This window comes from Sulfitobacter sp. S223 (genome assembly GCF_025143825.1).
In the GTDB taxonomy this organism is placed as follows: Bacteria; Pseudomonadota; Alphaproteobacteria; order Rhodobacterales; family Rhodobacteraceae; genus Sulfitobacter.
Genome location: NZ_CP083560.1, coordinates 3,133,269 through 3,152,191, shown reverse-complemented (window position 1 = coordinate 3,152,191; position 18,923 = coordinate 3,133,269). Strand labels below are relative to the sequence as shown.

General features: G+C 57.3%; 15 protein-coding genes. 6 read left to right on the top strand and 9 right to left on the bottom strand.

The genetic code is table 11. The features are described from left to right. The first annotated feature begins 143 nt into the window (after positions 1-143). Entirely contained in the window at positions 144-569 is a 426-nt protein-coding gene (locus K3757_RS15085; RefSeq protein ID WP_259996705.1) for a PACE efflux transporter, read from the top strand. Between the two features lie 71 nt (positions 570-640). On the opposite strand, the gene K3757_RS15080 is transcribed toward K3757_RS15085, so the two are convergent. Genes K3757_RS15080 through xdhA form a run of 7 tightly spaced genes read right to left on the bottom strand, consistent with a single transcriptional unit; the run spans position 641 to position 9,921 of the window. Beyond that, positions 641-1,714 (bottom strand): BMP family ABC transporter substrate-binding protein, encoded by a 1,074-nt coding sequence (locus K3757_RS15080; RefSeq protein ID WP_259996704.1) that lies wholly within the window; start codon positions 1,712-1,714, stop codon positions 641-643. Positions 1,715-1,765: 51 nt separating this feature from the next. Beyond that, positions 1,766-2,686: an ABC transporter permease gene (locus K3757_RS15075; protein ID WP_259996701.1), complete on the bottom strand. Its 921-nt coding sequence runs from the start codon at positions 2,684-2,686 to the stop codon at positions 1,766-1,768. Then, positions 2,686-3,768, bottom strand: a complete 1,083-nt coding sequence (locus tag K3757_RS15070; protein WP_259996700.1) for an ABC transporter permease — start codon at positions 3,766-3,768, stop codon at positions 2,686-2,688. The genes K3757_RS15075 and K3757_RS15070 overlap by 1 nt, the downstream gene beginning before the upstream one ends. A 33-nt stretch (positions 3,769-3,801) precedes the next feature. Further along, positions 3,802-5,319 carry an ABC transporter ATP-binding protein gene (locus K3757_RS15065; protein WP_259996699.1) on the bottom strand — a complete coding sequence of 506 codons (1,518 nt, stop codon included), beginning with the start codon at positions 5,317-5,319 and terminating at the stop codon, positions 3,802-3,804. Then, the gene (gene xdhC / locus K3757_RS15060; protein ID WP_259996697.1) at positions 5,316-6,119 is read right to left on the bottom strand and encodes a xanthine dehydrogenase accessory protein XdhC; all 804 of its coding nucleotides are present in this window, start codon (positions 6,117-6,119) and stop codon (positions 5,316-5,318) included. Before xdhC ends, K3757_RS15065 begins: the two co-directional genes overlap by 4 nt. After that, complete coding sequence (gene xdhB / locus K3757_RS15055; protein ID WP_259996694.1) at positions 6,116-8,527, bottom strand: xanthine dehydrogenase molybdopterin binding subunit; 2,412 nt, start codon at positions 8,525-8,527, stop codon at positions 6,116-6,118. Before xdhB ends, xdhC begins: the two co-directional genes overlap by 4 nt. After that, complete coding sequence (gene xdhA, locus K3757_RS15050) at positions 8,524-9,921, bottom strand: xanthine dehydrogenase small subunit (protein ID WP_259996693.1); 1,398 nt, start codon at positions 9,919-9,921, stop codon at positions 8,524-8,526. The genes xdhB and xdhA overlap by 4 nt, the downstream gene beginning before the upstream one ends. Positions 9,922-10,267: 346 nt before the next feature. On the opposite strand from xdhA, the gene dnaE reads away from it, so the two are divergent. After that, positions 10,268-13,792: a DNA polymerase III subunit alpha gene (gene dnaE / locus K3757_RS15045; protein WP_259996692.1), complete on the top strand. Its 3,525-nt coding sequence runs from the start codon at positions 10,268-10,270 to the stop codon at positions 13,790-13,792. Between the two features lie 93 nt (positions 13,793-13,885). Next, positions 13,886-14,839, top strand: a complete 954-nt coding sequence (locus K3757_RS15040) for a hypothetical protein (RefSeq protein ID WP_259996691.1) — start codon at positions 13,886-13,888, stop codon at positions 14,837-14,839. A gap of 2 nt (positions 14,840-14,841) precedes the next feature. Here the strand turns inward: K3757_RS15040 and K3757_RS15035 are convergent, their stop codons facing one another. After that, positions 14,842-15,036, bottom strand: coding sequence for a SlyX family protein (locus K3757_RS15035; RefSeq protein ID WP_259996690.1), 195 nt, complete (start codon positions 15,034-15,036; stop codon positions 14,842-14,844). Between the two features lie 134 nt (positions 15,037-15,170). Between K3757_RS15035 and hisS the strand changes: the two genes are divergently transcribed. From hisS to hisG, 3 genes are read left to right on the top strand one after another with little or no spacing between them, the layout of a single operon-like run. Beyond that, complete coding sequence (hisS, locus tag K3757_RS15030; RefSeq protein ID WP_259996689.1) at positions 15,171-16,667, top strand: histidine--tRNA ligase; 1,497 nt, start codon at positions 15,171-15,173, stop codon at positions 16,665-16,667. Then, a complete protein-coding gene (locus K3757_RS15025; protein ID WP_259996688.1) occupies positions 16,667-17,746 on the top strand; it encodes an ATP phosphoribosyltransferase regulatory subunit in 1,080 nt (359 codons plus the stop codon). The genes hisS and K3757_RS15025 overlap by 1 nt, the downstream gene beginning before the upstream one ends. Then, entirely contained in the window at positions 17,743-18,435 is a 693-nt protein-coding gene (hisG, locus tag K3757_RS15020; RefSeq protein ID WP_259996687.1) for an ATP phosphoribosyltransferase, read from the top strand. The genes K3757_RS15025 and hisG overlap by 4 nt, the downstream gene beginning before the upstream one ends. A 4-nt stretch (positions 18,436-18,439) precedes the next feature. Here the strand turns inward: hisG and K3757_RS15015 are convergent, their stop codons facing one another. After that, on the bottom strand, positions 18,440-18,919 hold the full coding sequence (locus K3757_RS15015; RefSeq protein WP_409202588.1) for a DUF1489 family protein: 480 nt from the start codon (positions 18,917-18,919) through the stop codon (positions 18,440-18,442). Between the last annotated feature and the right edge of the window lie 4 nt (positions 18,920-18,923).

Genomic DNA, 18,923 nt, shown 5'->3' with positions numbered 1-18,923 from the left:
TCAAGAGGGGGCGTAATCTAGCGATATTTTGATTGCTGGCGTGTTGAAAAGGCAATCATCACGTGTCATTTGATTTCCTGTGAGGACGACCTCTCCGAATGGATCATCGCCGGGACGGCCCGGTAACTGTTTTTGAGGTACCCATGCGCTCCCTTTATGATCGTTTACGTCACGCCATTAGTTTCGAAATCATCGGCTTACTTCTGGTCGTTCCCCTTGGATCATTGCTGTTTCATGTGCCCCTCGCAGATTTTGGTGTCGTGGGGTTGGTAAGTGCGACGCTCGCGACCCTATGGAACATCGTTTACAACTACTTTTTCGATAGGGCGCTCCAGCGTGCATATGGCACGACCCTGAAGACCCGCATGATGCGCGTTGTGCACGCCGCCTTGTTCGAGCTGGGATTGCTGGTTGTGCTGTTGCCGTTCATCGCATGGTATCTGGGCGTCACAGTATGGCAGGCATTCATAATGGATTTGTCTTTTGCGGCATTCTATATGGTCTACGCGTTTTGCTTTAATTGGGCATACGATACGCTTTTCCCGCTGCCGGAATGGGAAAAAGCCTAGCTCACCAGTTGCCAATGCAAAAAGGCCCCGCGAATACGCGAGGCCTTTTCGAGATCAACGGTTAAAGTCGCTTATTGCGGGATATCGCCCTCAATGCCTTCAACGTAGAAGTTCATGCCGGCAAGGGTGCCATCGTCCGCTGTTTCACCTTCCGCAAGGAACGGTGTGCCGTCCTGCTTGTTCAGCGGGCCGGTGAACGCATGGTAGGTGCCGTCAGCCAATGTTTCTTTCAACGCAAGAGCTTCTTCTTTCACGTCAGCAGGTACTGCATCGGAAATCTCGCCGATGCCAACCATGCCGGCGCCAATGCCGTCCCATGTGTCGGTTGACGTCCAAGTGCCGTCCATAACCGCCTTGGTGCGCGCAATGTAGTATGGCGCCCAGTCATCAATGATGGACGACACGCGCGGGAAGGGAGCGTACTGGCTCATGTCCGAGGCTTGGCCGAACGTCACAACATTGCCAGCTTCCTGAGCCGCAGCCTGTGGCGCGGTGGAATCTGTGTGCTGCAGGATCACGTCAGCGCCTTGTTCGATCAGAACCTTGGCTGCGTCTGCTTCTTTGGCTGGATCAAACCATGTGTAGGCCCAGACGATTTTAAACTGCACATCGGGGTTTGCTTTGCGCGCGTGAATGAACGCAGAGTTGATGCCACGAATTACTTCTGGAATCGGGTAGGAGCCGATGTAACCGATGGTGTTGGACTTGGTCATCTTGCCAGCGATGTGGCCTTGAATAGCGCGGCCTTCGTAAAAGCGCGCTGAATAGGTGCTGACGTTGTCGGCACGTTTGTAGCCAGTGGCGTGCTCGAACTTCACGTCCGGGAACTTTGCCGCGACGTTGATTGTCGGGTCCATATAGCCAAACGATGTGGTGAAGATCAGATCGGCACCGTCGAGCGCCATCTGCGTCATCACACGCTCGGAATCGGGGCCCTCTGCCACGCTTTCAACGAATACGGTCTCTACCGCATCGCCGAATTCTTCCTCAACGGCCACGCGGCCTTTGTTGTGCTCATAGGTCCAGCCACCGTCGCCGATCGGGCCGACGAAAACAAAGCCGACTTTGGTTTTGTCTTGGGCAAAGGCCGCTGTTGCCATGCCGGCAACCAGCGCGGCGCTGGCCAGCAGTTTGGTGAAGTTCATTTGGTTTCTCCCCAGTTGGTCTTGGTCCGCTCGTTGGCGGATTTATTTGCCTCAGGACGAGGCGTGGAAAATGCGTCCCAGCGATCCCGGCGCGGCGCTTTTGTCGCGCGACAGGAATACAAGGACCACAATAGTTATAACGTAAGGCGACATTGCCAGATATTCGACAGGAATGGCAACGCCCGCGCCCTGCAGATTGAGCTGTAATTGAACAAGACCGCCAAAAAGATAGGCACCCAGCAGCACGCGAAACGGCTTCCATGAGGCGAACACAACCAGCGCGAGAGCAATCCAGCCGATACCAGCCGTCATGCCTTCGGTCCATTGCGGCACACGAATGAGGCTGATGTAGGCGCCCCCAACGCCTGCGCAGGCCCCACCGAACATAATGGCCAGCGTGCGGATACGTTTTACTTTAAAACCAAGCGCATGGGCCGCATCGTGGTTTTCGCCAACAGCGCGCAGAACAAGCCCCGCGCGCGTAAATTTCAATGCAGCCCAGACCGCAATTACCAGAGCGATGCCAAGGTATACGATGATATCATGGCTCAAGAAGATCGGTCCGATAACGGGAATGTCACCCAGTATACCAAAATTCACATCCGCAAGGCGCGGCGGTTTTACCCCGACATAGCTTTGGCCTAACAGCGCCGAGAAACCCAACCCGAACAGCGTCAGCGCAAGACCAGAGGCGACCTGATTTGCCAGCATCACCTGTGTCAAAAACGCAAAAAGAAGGCTCAGTATCGCGCCACCCGCAGCGGCAGCGACAAAACCCAATAACGGCGAACCTGTTTCAACGGCGGTGGCAAAGCCACTGATTGCGCCCATGATCATCATCCCCTCAACACCAAGGTTGAGGACGCCGGTTTTCTCAACGACTAATTCGCCTATGGCAGCAAAGATCAACGGCGTTGCAGCGACAAAGAAGCCGGCAATAAATAGGATCGGATTGATTGCAGACAGGTCCATCAAGCAGTCTCCCTGCTGCCGAAGCGCAGTGTGTAATTTGTGAAAAGATCAAACGCGAGCAGGAAGAACAAAAGCATCCCCTGAAACACCTGAATCGCTGCCGCAGGTAATCCCATCTTAGATTGGGCAATGTCCCCGCCGATGTAGGTAAGGGCCATAAGCCCACCTGCCAATAGAATGCCCACCGGATGCAATCTGCCTAAAAATGCCACGATGATCGCTGTGAAGCCGTAACCTACGTTAAAATCAATTGTGACCTGTCCGGCTGGACCAGACACTTCGAACACGCCTGCCAGTCCTGCCAAAAGGCCCGACATTCCCAAACAGAAGACCACCAGCCGTGTGGGGTTCACGCCAGAAAATGCTGCGGCGCGCGGCGCGTCGCCTGTGACCCGAATGGCAAAGCCCAGCCTGTGCCGCGCCAACAAGACATAGGCAAAGATCACCGCGATAAAGGCCGCAACGACACCCCAGTGCATACCGGTACCTGCAATCAAGTCAGCGTTATGCGCACTGGCGTATTGCTGTAGATTCCGCGATCCGGGGAACCCGAACCCTTCGGGGTTCTTTAGCAGGCCCAAAGACATCGAGGCCAGAAATTGTTCTGCGACGTAGACCAGCATGAGCGAGACCAAAATCTCGTTTGTGCCGAATTTCACCTTCAACACTGCTGGTATCATTGCCCAGATCCAGCCGCCGAAGGCTCCGGCCAGAACCATCAAGGGAAAGACCAACGCACTTTCCATGGGATAGAAGGCAAGGCCTACACCTGCGCCAAAAAGCGCACCCATAATGTACTGACCCTCGGCGCCGATATTCCAGATGCCCGCCTTGAACCCAAGGCTCAATCCAATGGCGATCAAGACAAGAGGCGCGCCTTTGATAAGCAGTTGGGGGCGATAGAAAAATGCAAATTCCCCAAACACAGGTTCCCAAAAAATGGTCCTGATTGCTTCGAAGGGGTCTTTGCCCAAAACGGCGAACAGCAACCCACCAAAGATCATCGTGGCAACCACGGCCAGCAGCGGTGCTGCAAGTGAAAACGCGCGGCTCGGCTCGGGGCGCTTTGTCAAAGCAATCATGTGCGGTCCTCTGAGAAGGTGTTGGTCGTAGCGTTAAACATGCGCCACCTCCATTCCGTGGGCGCCGCCCATCATCAGGCCAATCTCTTCGACAGTAATCCCCTGCGCCGGACGCGGCTCTGATAGGCGGCCTTCGTTCAATGCGGCAAATCGGTCGGATATTTCCATCAGTTCGTCCAGATCCTGACTGATCACGATGACAGCCGCGCCGTTCTCAGCCAGATCCAGCAGTGCTTGCCGGATCGCCGCCGCTGCAGAGGCATCAACGCCCCAAGTTGGTTGATTGACGACCAAAACATCGGGCCGCTGCATCACTTCGCGGCCAATGACGAACTTTTGCAGGTTACCACCCGACAATGACCGTGCCGCAGCGCCCGGGCCGGGAGTGCGCACGTCAAACCGTTCAATCACACTTTCAGCAAAGCGTGTCGCTGCCGGCCAGTCCAGAAAACCCCTGTGATCCAACCCCTCACGGACAGATCCGGTCAGCATGGCATTTTCGGTAAGCGACATGTCTGGTGCGGCGGCGTGTCCCATCCGTTCTTCTGGGGCCGCCAGCAATCCGCGCTGACGCCGCGCGGTTGGTCCCAGAGGGCCAATATCTTCTTCCTTAAACGCAACCATGCCGCGCGCAACAGGGCGCTCACCGGACAGCGCCGCCAGCAGTTCGTCTTGGCCATTCCCTGCAACCCCGCCAATCCCAAGAACTTCGCCAGCGCGCAGCTCCAACGAGATGTCCTTGAGCGCTATGCCAAAAGCGTTGGGGGCAGGGGCGCTTAAGCCGGTCAGGTCCAGCACAACATCTCCCACCGCTTTTCCTGCACGCGTTGGCGTTTGTAGCAGCTTGCCAACCATCAGCTCTGCCATCTCGCGCGCTGTTGTGTCGCGCGGTACGCAATCGCCTACAACTTTACCCAAGCGCAGGATCGTGGCGTTGTCGCACAGGCTTCGAATTTCTTCGAGCTTGTGTGAAATATACAGAATTGCGGTCCCCTCGGCACTAAGCTTGCGCAGGGTTTTGAACAGGATTTCCACCTCTTGCGGGGTAAGAACGGAGGTCGGCTCGTCCATGATAAGAAGCTTGGGTTCTTGCAGCAGACAACGGATAATCTCGACCCGCTGACGCTCACCTGCGGATAGATCGCCCACGATACGGTCAGGTGACAGCGGCAGGCCGTAGGTTTCCGATACGGTCGTGATCTGGGCAGACAGATCGCTTAGACGTGGCGCATTCTCCATGCCGAGCGCGATATTTTCGGCGACGGTCATCGCATCAAACAGCGAGAAATGCTGGAACACCATGCCAACCCCTGCGGCACGGGCAGCGCGGGGCTCGCTTGGTGAAAAGGGCTGGCCGTGCATCTGCATCGTGCCACTGTCGGGCTTCACGAGCCCGTAAATCATTTTCACCAGTGTCGATTTGCCGGCACCGTTCTCTCCGAGCAGGGCGTGGACTTCCCCCGGTGCAATCCGGAGCGATACGTCGTCATTTGCGACAACACCTGGATAGGCTTTGGTCAAAGAGGTCAGCGAAAGCAGAGGTGCGGTCATTGGGCGTAGGTCCTTTGGTCGGCCGCACTATCATCCATGGCTTGCGCCTGTTGCAAGAGCTGTAGCGCGGTAGAATGGGCAATCTGGTCTGGATGTTTACCCAAGGTCTTGTCGCCAATGGGGCAGGTGATGCGATCGGCAGGAAGGTTCATCGCATTTAATCTTTTGAAAAATCTAGATTTCTTCGTATCTGAGCCTATCAGGCCACACCACGTAAAGCCCCGTTCCAAAAGCGTAGCGCACAGGGCCAAATCAATCTCGTGGGAATAGGTTACGATGATATGTTGGGCAGATCGTGGCGCGTGGCGGGCCAGTCGCGGCATATCCAACGCTGGCAGAACCGTGATGCCTTCTGGTGCAGTATCTGGAAAGCGCTCTACACTGGTATCAATCCACGTAATATCAAAGGCTCCCAGCGGAGAGAGGCGGCGAACCAGCGCACGCCCGACGTGTCCTGCTCCCCAAATCCATAGTGGACCGATCGGGTGGATAAACAACGGCAACTGCGCAAGCGATTGCCAGCTATCGACCTGCTGCGGGACTCGACCATAACGCAGTGAAACAGAACCGCCACAGCACTGACCCAAGTCGGGGCCGAGCGGGATGGTTTCAGTGTGCCCGTCGCGCCCGTCCTGCATCATAGCGCGCGCTGTCGCTATGGCGCGAAGCTCAAGCGCGCCGCCGCCGATCGTGCCAAGCGTTGTCGAAGGGGTGACACACATCGCTGTCCCTGCATCGCGCGGCGCAGACCCGCGCGTGCCGGTAATATCGACATAGATCGCTTTGTTCGTTTCGCTCATCGCTGCTGCCCTGCGCGCGCTCTGCCGATGGCCGCCATCACTGCTTCGGCTGTCGCAGGTGTTTGCAGGTCGGCATACTCATCGCCGCAAGCGGCCACTGCATCGGCAAGGGCTGACCACGCAGAGATGCCCAACATAAAGGGCGGCTCTCCCACGGCTTTGGAGCGATAGATTGTCTGCGCCGGATTTGGCTCGTCCCACAGGGTCACGTTGAAGATATCCGGCCGATCCGAACATGCGGGGATTTTGTAGGTCGATGGGGCGTGGGTTTTCAGTGCTCCGGCGTCATCCCACACCAGCTCCTCTGTCGTGAGCCAGCCTGCCCCCTGAACATAACCGCCCTCAATCTGCCCGATATCGAGTGCAGGGTTCAATGACTGGCCAGCATCGTGCAGGATGTCGGTGCGCAATATCCGGTTTTCGCCGGTCAGCGGATCAATCACAACTTCGGTGATCGCCGCGCCATAAGCAAAGTAGAAAAACGGCCTGCCGCGTCCGGTTATCCGGTCCCATTGTATGTCTGGTGTTTTGTAGAATCCGGTCGCGGAAAGGCTGATGCGCGCTTCGTAGGTCAGTTGTGCGGCTTGCGCAAAGCTGACCGTTTCAGAACCGGCATAGACCGTTCCATCGGCGAACCGGACATCTGAAGCGGTGCAATCATAGAGGGTCGCCAGATGTTCTGACATACGATTACGTATGGTCTGACAGGCATTCTGGACCGCCATCCCGTTGAGGTCTGTGCCGGAGCTGGCAGCGGTTGCTGACGTGTTTGGAACCTTCGCCGTATCAGTCGCGGTGATCTTGATCTGATCAAGCGGTATGCCAAACTCTGCGGCGGCCACTTGTGCTACCTTCTGGAACAATCCCTGTCCCATCTCGGTGCCACCATGGTTCAGGTGGATCGAGCCATCCTGATAAACATGCACCAAAGCGCCTGCCTGATTGAGATGGGTCAGAGTGAAGGAAATACCGAACTTGACCGGCGTCAGGGCAATGCCGCGCTTCAGAACAGGTTGTTTGCTGTTCCATTCTGCGATCGCTGCGCGTCGTTTTGGATAATCAGCGCTTTTACTTAAACGCTCGACCAGCGCATTGATAATACAGTCGGCCACTGGCTGGTGATAGGGCGTTGTTTGCAGGTCGTCTGTAACGGACGGCAGAGTGTCCGGCGGTGTGATTTCGCTTTGTGACCCTCTGCTGGCAAGGTCGGTATTGCTTGCGGTTGATGCTACGGGCTGCTCTGGCGGTGATGGCAGTTCAGTCCGGCTGTCGCGGTAAAAGTTCACCCGACGCACATCAAGCGGGTCCACCCCCAGATGATGCGCGACATGGTCCATGACGCGCTCGATCCCGACGATGCCTTGTGGCCCGCCAAAACCCCGGAAAGCTGTGGCACTTTGTGTGTTGGTTTTGAGGCGGTGGGAGGTGATCCTGACGTGCTCCAGATGGTAGGCGTTGTCAGCGTGAAGCATGGCGCGGTCGGCCACAGGCAGGCTGAGGTCCATCGCCCATCCGCAGCGGGCATAGTGGATAAAGTCTACCGCCGTCAGCTTGCCGTCCGGTTCGAAACCTACTGTATACTCGACACGAAAATCATGGCGTTTGCCGGTTATGATCATGTCGTCATCGCGGTCATAGCGCATCTTGCAGGGATGGCCTGTTGCGCGTGCTGCAATGGCGCAGGCCACGGCCAGCGCATTGCCCTGACTTTCCTTGCCACCAAATCCACCGCCCATGCGCCGCGTCTCAACGCGCACCGCGTGCATAGGCAATCCGATTGCTTCGGCGACCTTGTGCTGGATCTCGGTGGGGTGCTGGGTTGAGCTGTGGATCAGCATATCGCCATTCTCTCCGGGCAGAGCGAGTGCTGCCTGCCCTTCGAGATAGAAATGCTCCTGCCCGCCGATTTCGATCCGGCCTGTCAGGCGCTTTGCCGCGGTCTCAAGGGCGGTTTCGACTTCGCCTTTGGCGTAAACGCGCGGCCCTTCCTCGAAGCGGCTGTTGGCTGCCAATGCCTGATCAATGGTCAGGATTGGCTGTTCCCCAATTATATCAACGACGCCCAGTTGTGCGGCGGCACGTGCGGCCAGATGGTTTACCGCGACCACCATGAAAAGAGGCTGGCCAACGTAGTGCACTGTGCCGTCTGCCAGCAAAGGTTCATCATGGTTGGAGGGAGAGACATCATTGGCAAAAGGAAGATCATCCGAGGTGAACACAGAAATAACCCCAGGGGCCGCACGCACGGCTTCAAGGTCCATTGATCGTATGCGCCCGCGAGCGGCATTGCTGAGCCCGAAAGCAAGGTGCAGCGTTCCGGAAGGTGTCGGAATGTCATCAACATATCGCGCAGCACCGGTCACATGAAGGCGGGCGGCGTCATGAGGTAGAGGTTTGGCAAGGCTCATGCGCGGACCTCCTGCAAATTCGTCACGCTGTCAGCATAACCGCTGGTGATTTCATGGTACGCCCGTAGCAACATGTTTTGCGCACTTGCCATACGGTAATCGGCGGAAGCACGCATATCGGATAATGGTTTGAAATCGCTTTTCAACGCCTCCATTGCCAGCTCTATCGTTGCAAGGGTTGCGGGCTTGCCGCGCAGGGCAGCTTCCGCGTTGGCTGCTCTTGCCGGTGTCGCGGCCATACCGCCAAAGGCAAGCCGGACCTCACCGAAGCCGTTGTCAGAGACTGGCAGGTTAAAACAGCCGCAAACAGCTGAGATGTCCTGATCAAACCGTTTTGAAAGCTTGTAGCAGTAAAGCGTGTCTTGCTGCGCAGGGACGCTGATAGCTTCAATAAATTCGCCCGCGCGCCGATCCTGTTTACCGTAAGAAACAAAGAAATCCTCTAGCATAATCTCGCGACGCGTATCGCCTTGCCGAAGATGCAAAGTCGCGCCCAATGCGATCATCGCAGGGCTCCCATCCCCGATGGGGGAGCCGTTTGCAATGTTGCCGCCCAGCGTTGCTGCTGCCCTAACCTGCGCAGAGCCGTAGCGCCGCAGCATCGCACCAAGGCTAGGAAAGCGGGGGCCGAGGTCACGCTCAAGTTCGGCTATTGTGGTCATGGCGCCGATGCGCCAACCGTCGGCTGTTTCTTTTATGCCGCGCAAATCCGCACATTGGCCAAGGAAAATCACTTCTCCCAGATCGCGCATTTGTTTTGTCACCCAAAGACCAACGTCGGTTGCACCGGCGATCAATGTTGCATCTGGTTGCGCTGCGTAAAGCGCAGCCAGTGCATCGCTGGTTTGCGGCCGGGAGGGGGGCGCTGCCCCCGCAGCCTCTGGCTGCTCCCCCGGGATATTTTCTGCCAAAGAAAATAGATGCGCCGGGACCGGAAGCGAGCTGGCATCTTTCGCGGCGCGGATGATTGGCGCGTAGCCGGTGCAGCGGCACAGGTTTCCGGCGAGGGCAGTGTCATGGTCCGTATCATTGTTGAGGTGTGCAGTGGCCATGCTCATGACAAAACCCGGGGTGCAGAAACCGCATTGGCTGCCGTGTTGGTCTATCATCGCCTGTTGTACAGGATGCAAGGTGCCATCCTGCGCAGCAAGACCTTCAACGGTTGTGACGTGTTTGCCTTCAAGCTGTGGCAAGAACAGGATGCACGCGTTGAGAGGCCGGTGACCCGAGGCATCGCTGACCATCACAGTACAAGCGCCGCAATCGCCTTCGTTGCAACCTTCTTTCGTACCGGTGAGGTGGCGTTCTTCGCGCAGCCAATCAAGGAGCGTTGTCGTGGCTGATGGGTCCGTCAAAGTGACGGGTTTGCCGTTGAGCAAAAATGAGACGTACATGGGGAAGACCCCGCCGCGGTACCAATGGTTTGGCGCGACCTGTGTTCGATGCGGCGTAGAAAACAGGCGCGGGCCTCAGGCTACGGCGGGAGGCGCGGATTTGGCAAGGGGTTTGGTGATGTCCGGAGCCAGATGTTCCGCGTTTGGTGCAGTGGTGCGGAATATAGCAGCGGCTGAGTAAGCGTTTTAACGGGGAAGAGACGTGAAATAGTTTGCTGCGTGGGTTGCATATGAGTTGGGCCGCGTGTCGGTATTTTTTATACGTGAATGACAGTATCTGACTGACGCCGCGCAATATGTTGTTTTCACTGTAGAGGCTTTTTCGGATAAAGACTAAGCTTTGCTGATGAGCAATTCCCCCCGATTCATTCACCTGCGCACCCATTCCGAATACTCTCTTCTGGAGGGGGCGCTACGCCTTAAAAAGCTACCTGATATGTGTGCAAAGGCGGAAATGCCTGCCCTTGCGTTGACGGACACAAACAACATGTTTGCTGCGTTGGAGTTTTCGGTCGCGATGTCGGGTGCCGGCATTCAGCCTATCATCGGCTGTCAGGTTGATCTTGAATACGTCCAGCCTCAGCCTGGTGAGAAGCCCCGCGCACCAGCACCGGTGGTTTTGCTTGCGCAGAGCGAACGTGGATACGAGCATCTGATGAAGCTCAATTCTTGCCTGTACCTAGATAAAGGGGGCGCTTTGCCTCAGGTTACGTTGCAGGAACTGACGCAGCATGCGGAGGATGTGATCTGTCTGACGGGCGGTCCGGAAGGGCCGGTTGGTATGCTGTTGCAAAACAACCAGCGCCCGGCAGCTGAAGCTTTCATGAAGCAGTTGCACGCGGCCTTTGGCGACGGGCTGTATATCGAACTGCAGCGGCATCCGGGTGAAAGCGGCGCGCCAGAGGTCGAACGGCAAACAGAACGCGGATTTGTGGAAATGGCCTATGCCATGGATATCCCGCTGGTGGCGACCAATGATGTCTATTTTCCAGCCTCAAAAATGTATGAGGCACATGATGCGCTGATCTGTATTTCCGAGGGTGCCTATGTGGACCAGCAGGAAGGACGTCGCCGTCTGACGCCGCAACACTATTTTAAATCGCAGGCAGAAATGGTCACGCTCTTTGCAGATCTGCCGGAAGCGATCGACAATACTGTCGAGATTGCCAAGCGTTGCGCATTCCAGACCTATCGCCGTGATCCGATCCTGCCTAAATTTGCCGATGACGAAGTTGCTGAATTGCGTCGGCAAGCTCAGGAAGGGCTGAAGGCACGGCTGGCCATCATCCCTCATGCGGCCGAGGTGTCGGTCTATGAAGAACGGCTGGAGTTCGAGTTGGGCATCATTGAGGGCATGGGATTTCCCGGCTACTTTTTGATCGTTGCCGACTTCATCAAGTGGGCCAAAGATCAGGGAATTCCGGTTGGACCGGGCCGGGGTTCCGGTGCGGGTAGCCTTGTTGCGTATGCCTTGTTGATCACGGACCTTGATCCGCTGCGTTACTCTTTGCTGTTTGAGCGTTTCCTGAATCCGGAACGTGTCAGCATGCCCGATTTTGACATCGACTTTTGCATGGACCGTCGCGAAGAAGTCATCCGCTATGTGCAGGATAAATACGGTCGTGACCGCGTGGGACAGATCATCACTTTTGGTGCGTTGCTGTCCAAAGCTGCGGTGCGCGATATCGGGCGCGTGCTACAGATGCCATACGGACAGGTAGACCGCCTGTCCAAGATGATCCCTGTTGAGGGCGTTAAGCCTGTTTCGATCGAGAAGGCGCTCGCCGATGAGCCGCGGCTTCGGGATGAGGCACGCAATGAAGAAGTCGTGGCGCGTCTGCTTGAATACGGTCAGCAGGTCGAAGGCCTGCTGCGCAACGCATCCACACACGCGGCCGGCGTCGTGATCGGTGACCGCCCGTTGGACGAGCTGGTTCCGCTGTATCAGGATCCGCGCTCTGACATGCCGGCCACCCAGTTCAACATGAAATGGGTTGAACAGGCGGGATTGGTCAAGTTCGACTTTTTGGGTCTGAAGACGCTGACCGTGATCCAGAATGCGGTGGACCAAATCAAGTCATCTGGCCGCCATCTGCACGTCGCGGCGGACGGAACCGAACTCTTTGCCCCGCCCGAAGGCTTGTTGGACGATATCTCGACCATCCCGCTGGATGACGAGGCCTCTTACAAGCTTTATGCAGCGGCCAAGACCGTGGCGGTATTTCAGGTTGAAAGTTCGGGGATGATGGACGCGCTCAAGCGCATGAAGCCGACCTGTATCGAAGATATCGTTGCCTTGGTGGCGCTTTACCGCCCTGGCCCGATGGAGAACATCCCGACCTATTGTGAGGTGAAGAACGGGATCAAGGAACGCGAGAGCGTCCATGTATCCATCGACCACATCCTTGAAGAAACCCAAGGCATCATCGTTTATCAGGAACAGGTGATGCAGATCGCGCAGGTTATGGCTGGTTATAGCCTTGGTGGTGCCGACCTGCTGCGCCGCGCAATGGGTAAGAAGATCGCCGAAGAGATGGCCAAGGAACGGCCCAAATTCGAAAAAGGCGCCATGGAGAATGGTGTCGATAAGAAAAAGGCCAGTGAGGTTTTCGACCTTCTGGAAAAATTCGCCAACTACGGTTTTAACAAATCCCACGCCGCCGCCTATGCGGTTGTCAGCTACCAAACGGCATGGCTGAAAGCGAACCATCCGGTTGAATTCATGGCCGGTGTGATGAACTGCGATATCCACCTGACGGACAAGCTGGCGGTTTACTTTGAGGAAGTGCGCAAACGGCTTGAACTGCCATGGGTGCCGCCCTGTGTGAACCGCTCTGACGCGACGTTCAAGGTGGTTGACGGGGCGCTGGTTTACGCGCTGGGCGCACTCAAGAATGTTGGTGTCGAAGCGATGAAGTTGATCACCGAAGGTCGCGACGGCAAACCTTTTGCTACGCTTTTCGATCTGGCGCGCCGCGTTGATCTGAAACGGGTGGGCAAACGTCCGCTTGAGATGCTAGCGCGGTCTGGCGCATTTGACGTTCTCGATTCCAACCGCCGCCGCGTTTTTGGCGCGCTTGATGCGTTGGTCGCGTATTCCGCCGCGATCCATGAACAGAAAGCCTCCAATCAGGTGTCCCTGTTCGGTGAGGCGGGGGATGATCTGCCAGAGCCGCGGATGATGCCCAGCGATGACTGGGAAGCCCCTGAACGGCTGACCGAAGAATTCAAGGCCGTGGGTTTCTACCTGTCGGGGCACCCGTTGGACGACTATATGGGTCCTCTGAAACGCAAGTGGGGCAGTGACCGTGGCGTGCCGTTCCTGACGCTGGATGAACTGACAGATAAGGTTGCAGACCGTGGAGCCATGAACGCGCGTCTGGCTGGCGTCGTTGCAGGACGGCAGGAACGCAAGAGCGCGCGCGGCAACCGTTTTGCCTTTGCCCAGCTTTCTGATCCGACGGGCGCCTATGAGGTCACGCTGTTCTCGGACACTCTGGAGGCCTGTCGTGACCATCTGGAGACAGGCTCCAAAGTGGTGGTCACTGTCGAGGCGACGATGGAAAGCGACCAGCTCAAGCTTTTGGGGCGTGGTGTCACCCCGATTGAGGCCGCCGTTGCCGATGCGGGCAGCATGGGCCTACGCATTTTCATAGAAACGCCAAGCGCCGTAGCCGCTGTATCCGAGGTGTTGGAGGGCGCGCGGCAGGCCGCAAAATCAGCGGGCAAAGGACCGATCCAATTGTGCCTGATGGACCCGGCTTTGCCCGGTGAGGTCGAAGTCGATCTGGGTATGGAATTCCCGGTTACGCCGCAGATCAAAGGCGCAATTCGTTCCCTTGGGGGCGTGCTGGAAGTCGAAGAAATATAGACGCTATTTCCATCGGCACGGTGCCGCTTGTCCGGCTGGACGGGCAACTCTGCCTTCGTTATGGAAGGGGATAAGCTTTCGGGGGGTAGCGTAGTGCGCTTTTTACCAGTCTTCTGTGTTGTTCTTGGTCTTGCTGCCTGCGGCGATCCGCTGGCGGGCGTTGATCGTTTGTCGGACGTGGACGTGGCGCAAGCCGATCCTGCTGCTGCTTTGCCGAATGCTGACGAGGTCGCGCGCGAAGGATTTTTGGGTACTTCTGCCGCTGCGGGCACCTTGCCAGACGGCATTCCTGCCAGCACCTCAGAAACATCTGCCCAACCAGAAAGTGGTGGTTTCTTTCGTAAGCTTGTCCGTCGTGCAGCCGACGCTGATCCGGCCACCGCAGTTGCGGCCGACGTAGCGCAGGCACAAACAGCAGAACAGGACGCCCCGGCGGAGAGTGTCGAATTGGCCGCGCTGCCAGAGAAATCCAAAAGTGCTTTGCCGACAGGCCGTGGAATAGCCTTGTTCGGGGGCGGTCAGAAGAAGTCATCGGCAAACGTGCCGCGTCGCGGGCCCGATGCCCGTGACGTACCGTTCGGAACCGTGCTGGCATTTGGTGAGATTGCCCGTGTCTGCGACGCACGGGGAAAGTCACTTGGTCGAAAAGTAGAGAGCAATGGCCGCCGCGGCTTTGTTCTTTTTGATAGCCAGCCAGGCATCCGTGACAAGCGCACCTATTACATCACCGGCTTTGACGACAATTGCCCACGGCAGTTCACAGCAGCCAACGCGCTTTTTGGCGCTCCCTCGTTTTATGAACAAATCCGGTTCAGCCCCGCAGGCAAAAACCTGCCTTTCGGGGCAACTGACAAAGCCTATGACAAGGTAAAGTCCTCTATTTGCCGCACATCCAAGAATAAGCCATGCGGAGGCAAGATCAGCAAGCTGGACAGCAACACGGCCTTTATCAGCGCCTATGAGTTCAACGAGTATAATGGCAAATGGAAAGAGTTTCTGGTGCATGACGGCGCCGTGGTCGCAGCAGCGGTCAAATCCACAAACTAGACTTAGTAGTGGGGCGGGCGCTCGTCTCCGACAACAATGCCGCCGCTGCCAGCCGCTTCACGCTCGCCTTCGCGATGCATCAGCATCTCGACGCGGCGGGTAAGGCGGTCAATTTCGGTTTGCTGGCGCGCGACGATATCTGACAGATCGTCAACAGAGCGCAGCAAATGGGCCATTTTTTCTTCAATCTCTTCCATGCCTCCCACCTAGGGCGCTTTGTGCGGTTGCGCAATGGGTCTGCGCGCAACAGCGCAAGGCTGTGCTGTTGCTTGCTCAGCGTGCCAGCATCCGGTAGAGGCTGGCCAAGATCTTATCCTTGCAGAGGTATATCATGGCCAAGCCCAAAAAGACCCCGCGCCCCAAGGCAGAAACGCCACGGGGATTTCGCGATTATTTCGGTGCAGAGGTAACACAGCGCGCCGAGATGCTGGCAAAGATTGCAGGGGTATATCATCGCTACGGATTTGACGCGCTCGAAAGCGCCGCCGTCGAAAAGGTTGAGGCGCTGGGCAAGTTTCTGCCCGATGTGGACCGCCCGAACGAGGGCGTGTTTGCATGGCAGGAAGATGCAGAGGCCGAAACACCCGGTGACTGGCTCGCCCTGCGCTATGATCTGACAGCGCCTTTGGCGCGGGTCTATGCCCAGCACCGCAATGATCTGCCGACGCCATATCGCCGCTACGCCATGGGGCCTGTTTGGCGGAATGAAAAGCCCGGGCCAGGCCGGTTCCGCCAGTTCTACCAGTGCGATGCGGATACTGTCGGCACGGGATCGGTCGCGGCAGATGCCGAGATTTGCGCGATGCTGGCTGATTGCCTTGAAGAAGTCGGAATTGAGCGCGGCGATTACATCGTGCGGGTGAACAACCGCAAAGTACTCAACGGTGTGCTTGAGGTCGCGGGCCTGTCCGGTGACGATAAAGAGGACGCGCGCGGTATCGTGCTGCGCGCCATTGATAAGCTGGACCGTCTGGGGGCGGATGGCGTGCGTGCGCTTCTGGGCGAAGGCCGCAAGGATGACAGCGGCGACTTTACCGATGGGGCAGGGTTGGATGATACCTCTGCCGATGTGGTGATGGGCTTTATGCAAGCCAAGCGCGACGATGGCGCTGCCACATGCGCGCGTCTGCGTGAATTGGTCGGTAGCAGCACCATCGGCCTTGAAGGCGTCGCCGAGCTTGAGACCATCGCGGAGCTTTTGGCTGCCGGCGGTTATGGCCCTGACCGGATCGAGATTGATCCATCGGTCGTGCGTGGACTTGGCTATTACACTGGCCCCGTATTCGAGGCTGAGCTTACATTTGAAATCAAGGACGAGAAGGGGCGTGCGCGCAACTTCGGCTCGGTCGCGGGCGGGGGGCGTTATGACGATCTGGTCAAGCGGTTCACCGGACAGGAAGTGCCCGCAACGGGTGTGTCGATCGGTGTGGACCGTTTGCTGGCCGCGCTGCACGCCAAAGGCCGGATGGACACAGCCGCGCAAGGTCCGGTTGTTGTCACCGTCATGGATAAAGCACGGATGGCTGATTATCAGGCGATGGTCGCTGAACTGCGGCAGGCAGGCATCCGCGCCGAAGTTTATCTGGGCAATCCCAAGAACTTCGGTAACCAACTCAAATACGCGGACAAAAGGGCCAGCCCTGTCGCCGTGATCGAGGGTGAGCAAGAGCAGGCAAATGGTGTCATCCAGATCAAGGATCTGGTGCTGGGCGCGCAGATTGCCGAGAATGCCACGCTTGAGGAATGGCGAGATCGACCCAGCCAATACGAAGTGTCGCGTGGTGATCTGGTCGCGAAAGTGCGCGAAATTCTGGAGCTGTACCGCTGATGCCAACCCGTTCCCAGACAAACGCAAAAGCGGCCAGCCTGCGGGCAGGCTTTGAAGCCGCAGGTGCGCGCGCCGTTGAGCCGCCAATCCTGCAACCTGCTGGCACGCTGCTTGATCTCTACGGAGAGGACATTCGCGCGCGTGCTTATGTGACATCTGACGCGCTGCGCGGAGAGCAGATGCTGCGCCCGGACTTCACTGTGCCGGTGGTGCAGATGCACATGGCGGATGGTGCCGATCCTGCCCGTTATACCTATGCGGGCGAAGTCTTTCGTCGGCAGGAACATGACCCTTCGCGCGCCAACGAATACGTTCAGGTCGGCTATGAGGTGTTCGAGCGTGAAGACCCTGCTGCCAGTGATGCTGAAGTTTTCTCTCTGATCAATGCCGGTCTGGGGAACTTGCCCGTGCGCGCAATCACGGGTGACATTGGTGTGCTGATGGCTGTGGTCAACGGGTTGAATACATCCGAGCTGCGCAAAAAAGCGTTGATGCGCCATATCTGGCGACCCCGTCGCTTTCGCGCGCTACTTGAACAATACGCAGGCCGTACACCCGTCTCTGCCGCACGGCGGGATTTGCTGAACGGTAATGCCGGCAGCGATGCACCGCTGGTGGGCGCGCGCCGTCAACATGAGATCGACGCGCGGATTGCTGCGCTGAAAGCTGACGCCCAGATACCACCGATTGCGGTGAAGGATGTGGATCTCATTACGGCGCTATTGGACATCTCGGCAACCATGCCGAATGCGCTTGAGCGGTTGCACGATCTATCAGTGGATTTGCCTGCGATCATCCCAGCGGTGGATCGCGTTGAAGCGCGTAAAGATGCGCTGGCGGCACGGGGCATAGATGTAAGCAATCTGTTGTTCGAGGCGAATTATGGCCGGACCTCTATGGAATATTACGACGGATTTGTCTTTGGGTTCAGGGCCACTGAACGCGCTGATCTGCCGCCGTTGGCGACCGGCGGGCGCTATGATGCGTTGACGCGGCAATTGGGCGATGGACGCGAAATTCCTGCCGTGGGCGGTGTGATGCGCCCCGGTGTGATGCTGGAACTGGAGGACGGGAAATGACGATCAAGCTTGGCGTGCCGTCCAAGGGGCGGCTGATGGAGAAAACCTTTGAATGGTTCGGCGCGCGCGGTATCCAATTGGCGCGCGCTGGTTCAGAGCGTGAATATGCAGGGGTTGTCGAGGGCATTGAAGGTGTGTCGCTTGTGCTTTTGTCGGCGGGTGAAGTCCCGCGCGAACTCGCGGCTGGGCGCATTCACCTAGGTGTGACAGGCACCGATCTGATTCAGGAAAAGTTGGCGCTTTGGGATCAATCTGTCGAGACAATAGCCGAACTTGGATTTGGCCATGCGGACCTTATTCTTGCTGTGCCTCAAGGCTGGACAGATGTGGACACGCTGCATGATCTGGACGCTGCCGCATCAGCATTCCGCGCAACCCACGGCCACCGCCTGCGCATCGCGACAAAATACCACCGTCTTGTGCGGGAATTCCTGCGTGAATCCGGCGTGGCTGACTATGCGCTTGTGGACAGTCAGGGGGCGACCGAAGGTACGGTTGCAAATGAGACTGCTGAAGCGATTGCTGATATTACGTCCACCGGAGAGACTCTGCGTGCCAACCATCTGAAAATCCTTGGTGACGGGATGATCCTGCGCAGCCAAGCGACCCTGTGGAAATCACGCAGCGCGCCGATGGACACGTCCGAACGTGCGACGCTGGATTTGCTGCTGACGCGTCTGAACGGGTAAACGGTTAAAGGACGCCGATCTCGGCCAGAGCACGGTTCAGTTCGATCGGGAGCGATTGTTCCTGATTGCTGCCCTTGGCCAGATCAGCAGGTGCGTCCTCTGGCGTGAGGTAGCGCCACCCCTGAAAAGGCCGCCGCAAAGCGGCAACGGTTGGCACTACCTCTGGATCAAGAACAATGCCGCAGCGTCGGATACCGTCTGATCCGATCTTTTCATCCAATCGAAGAATGCGTTGGCGCGCTGAAATCTCTCCCTTGATGACCCAATAGATCGACCCGCCATTGAGAATCTCAGGCTCACGTTTGGGCCACATACGAGTTTGGTGATAGTACTGGCCGCCGGGGGACTGTGCCGCGCGCTGCTTTTGCCATGCGATCAGTTGATCGATGCTTTCGGTTCCGACAGATAACTTGATCAGATGCACGGTTTTGTTGCTCACAGGGTTACCCACCACTTTATCCACAGACTCAGTCTTGAGCCACATCATA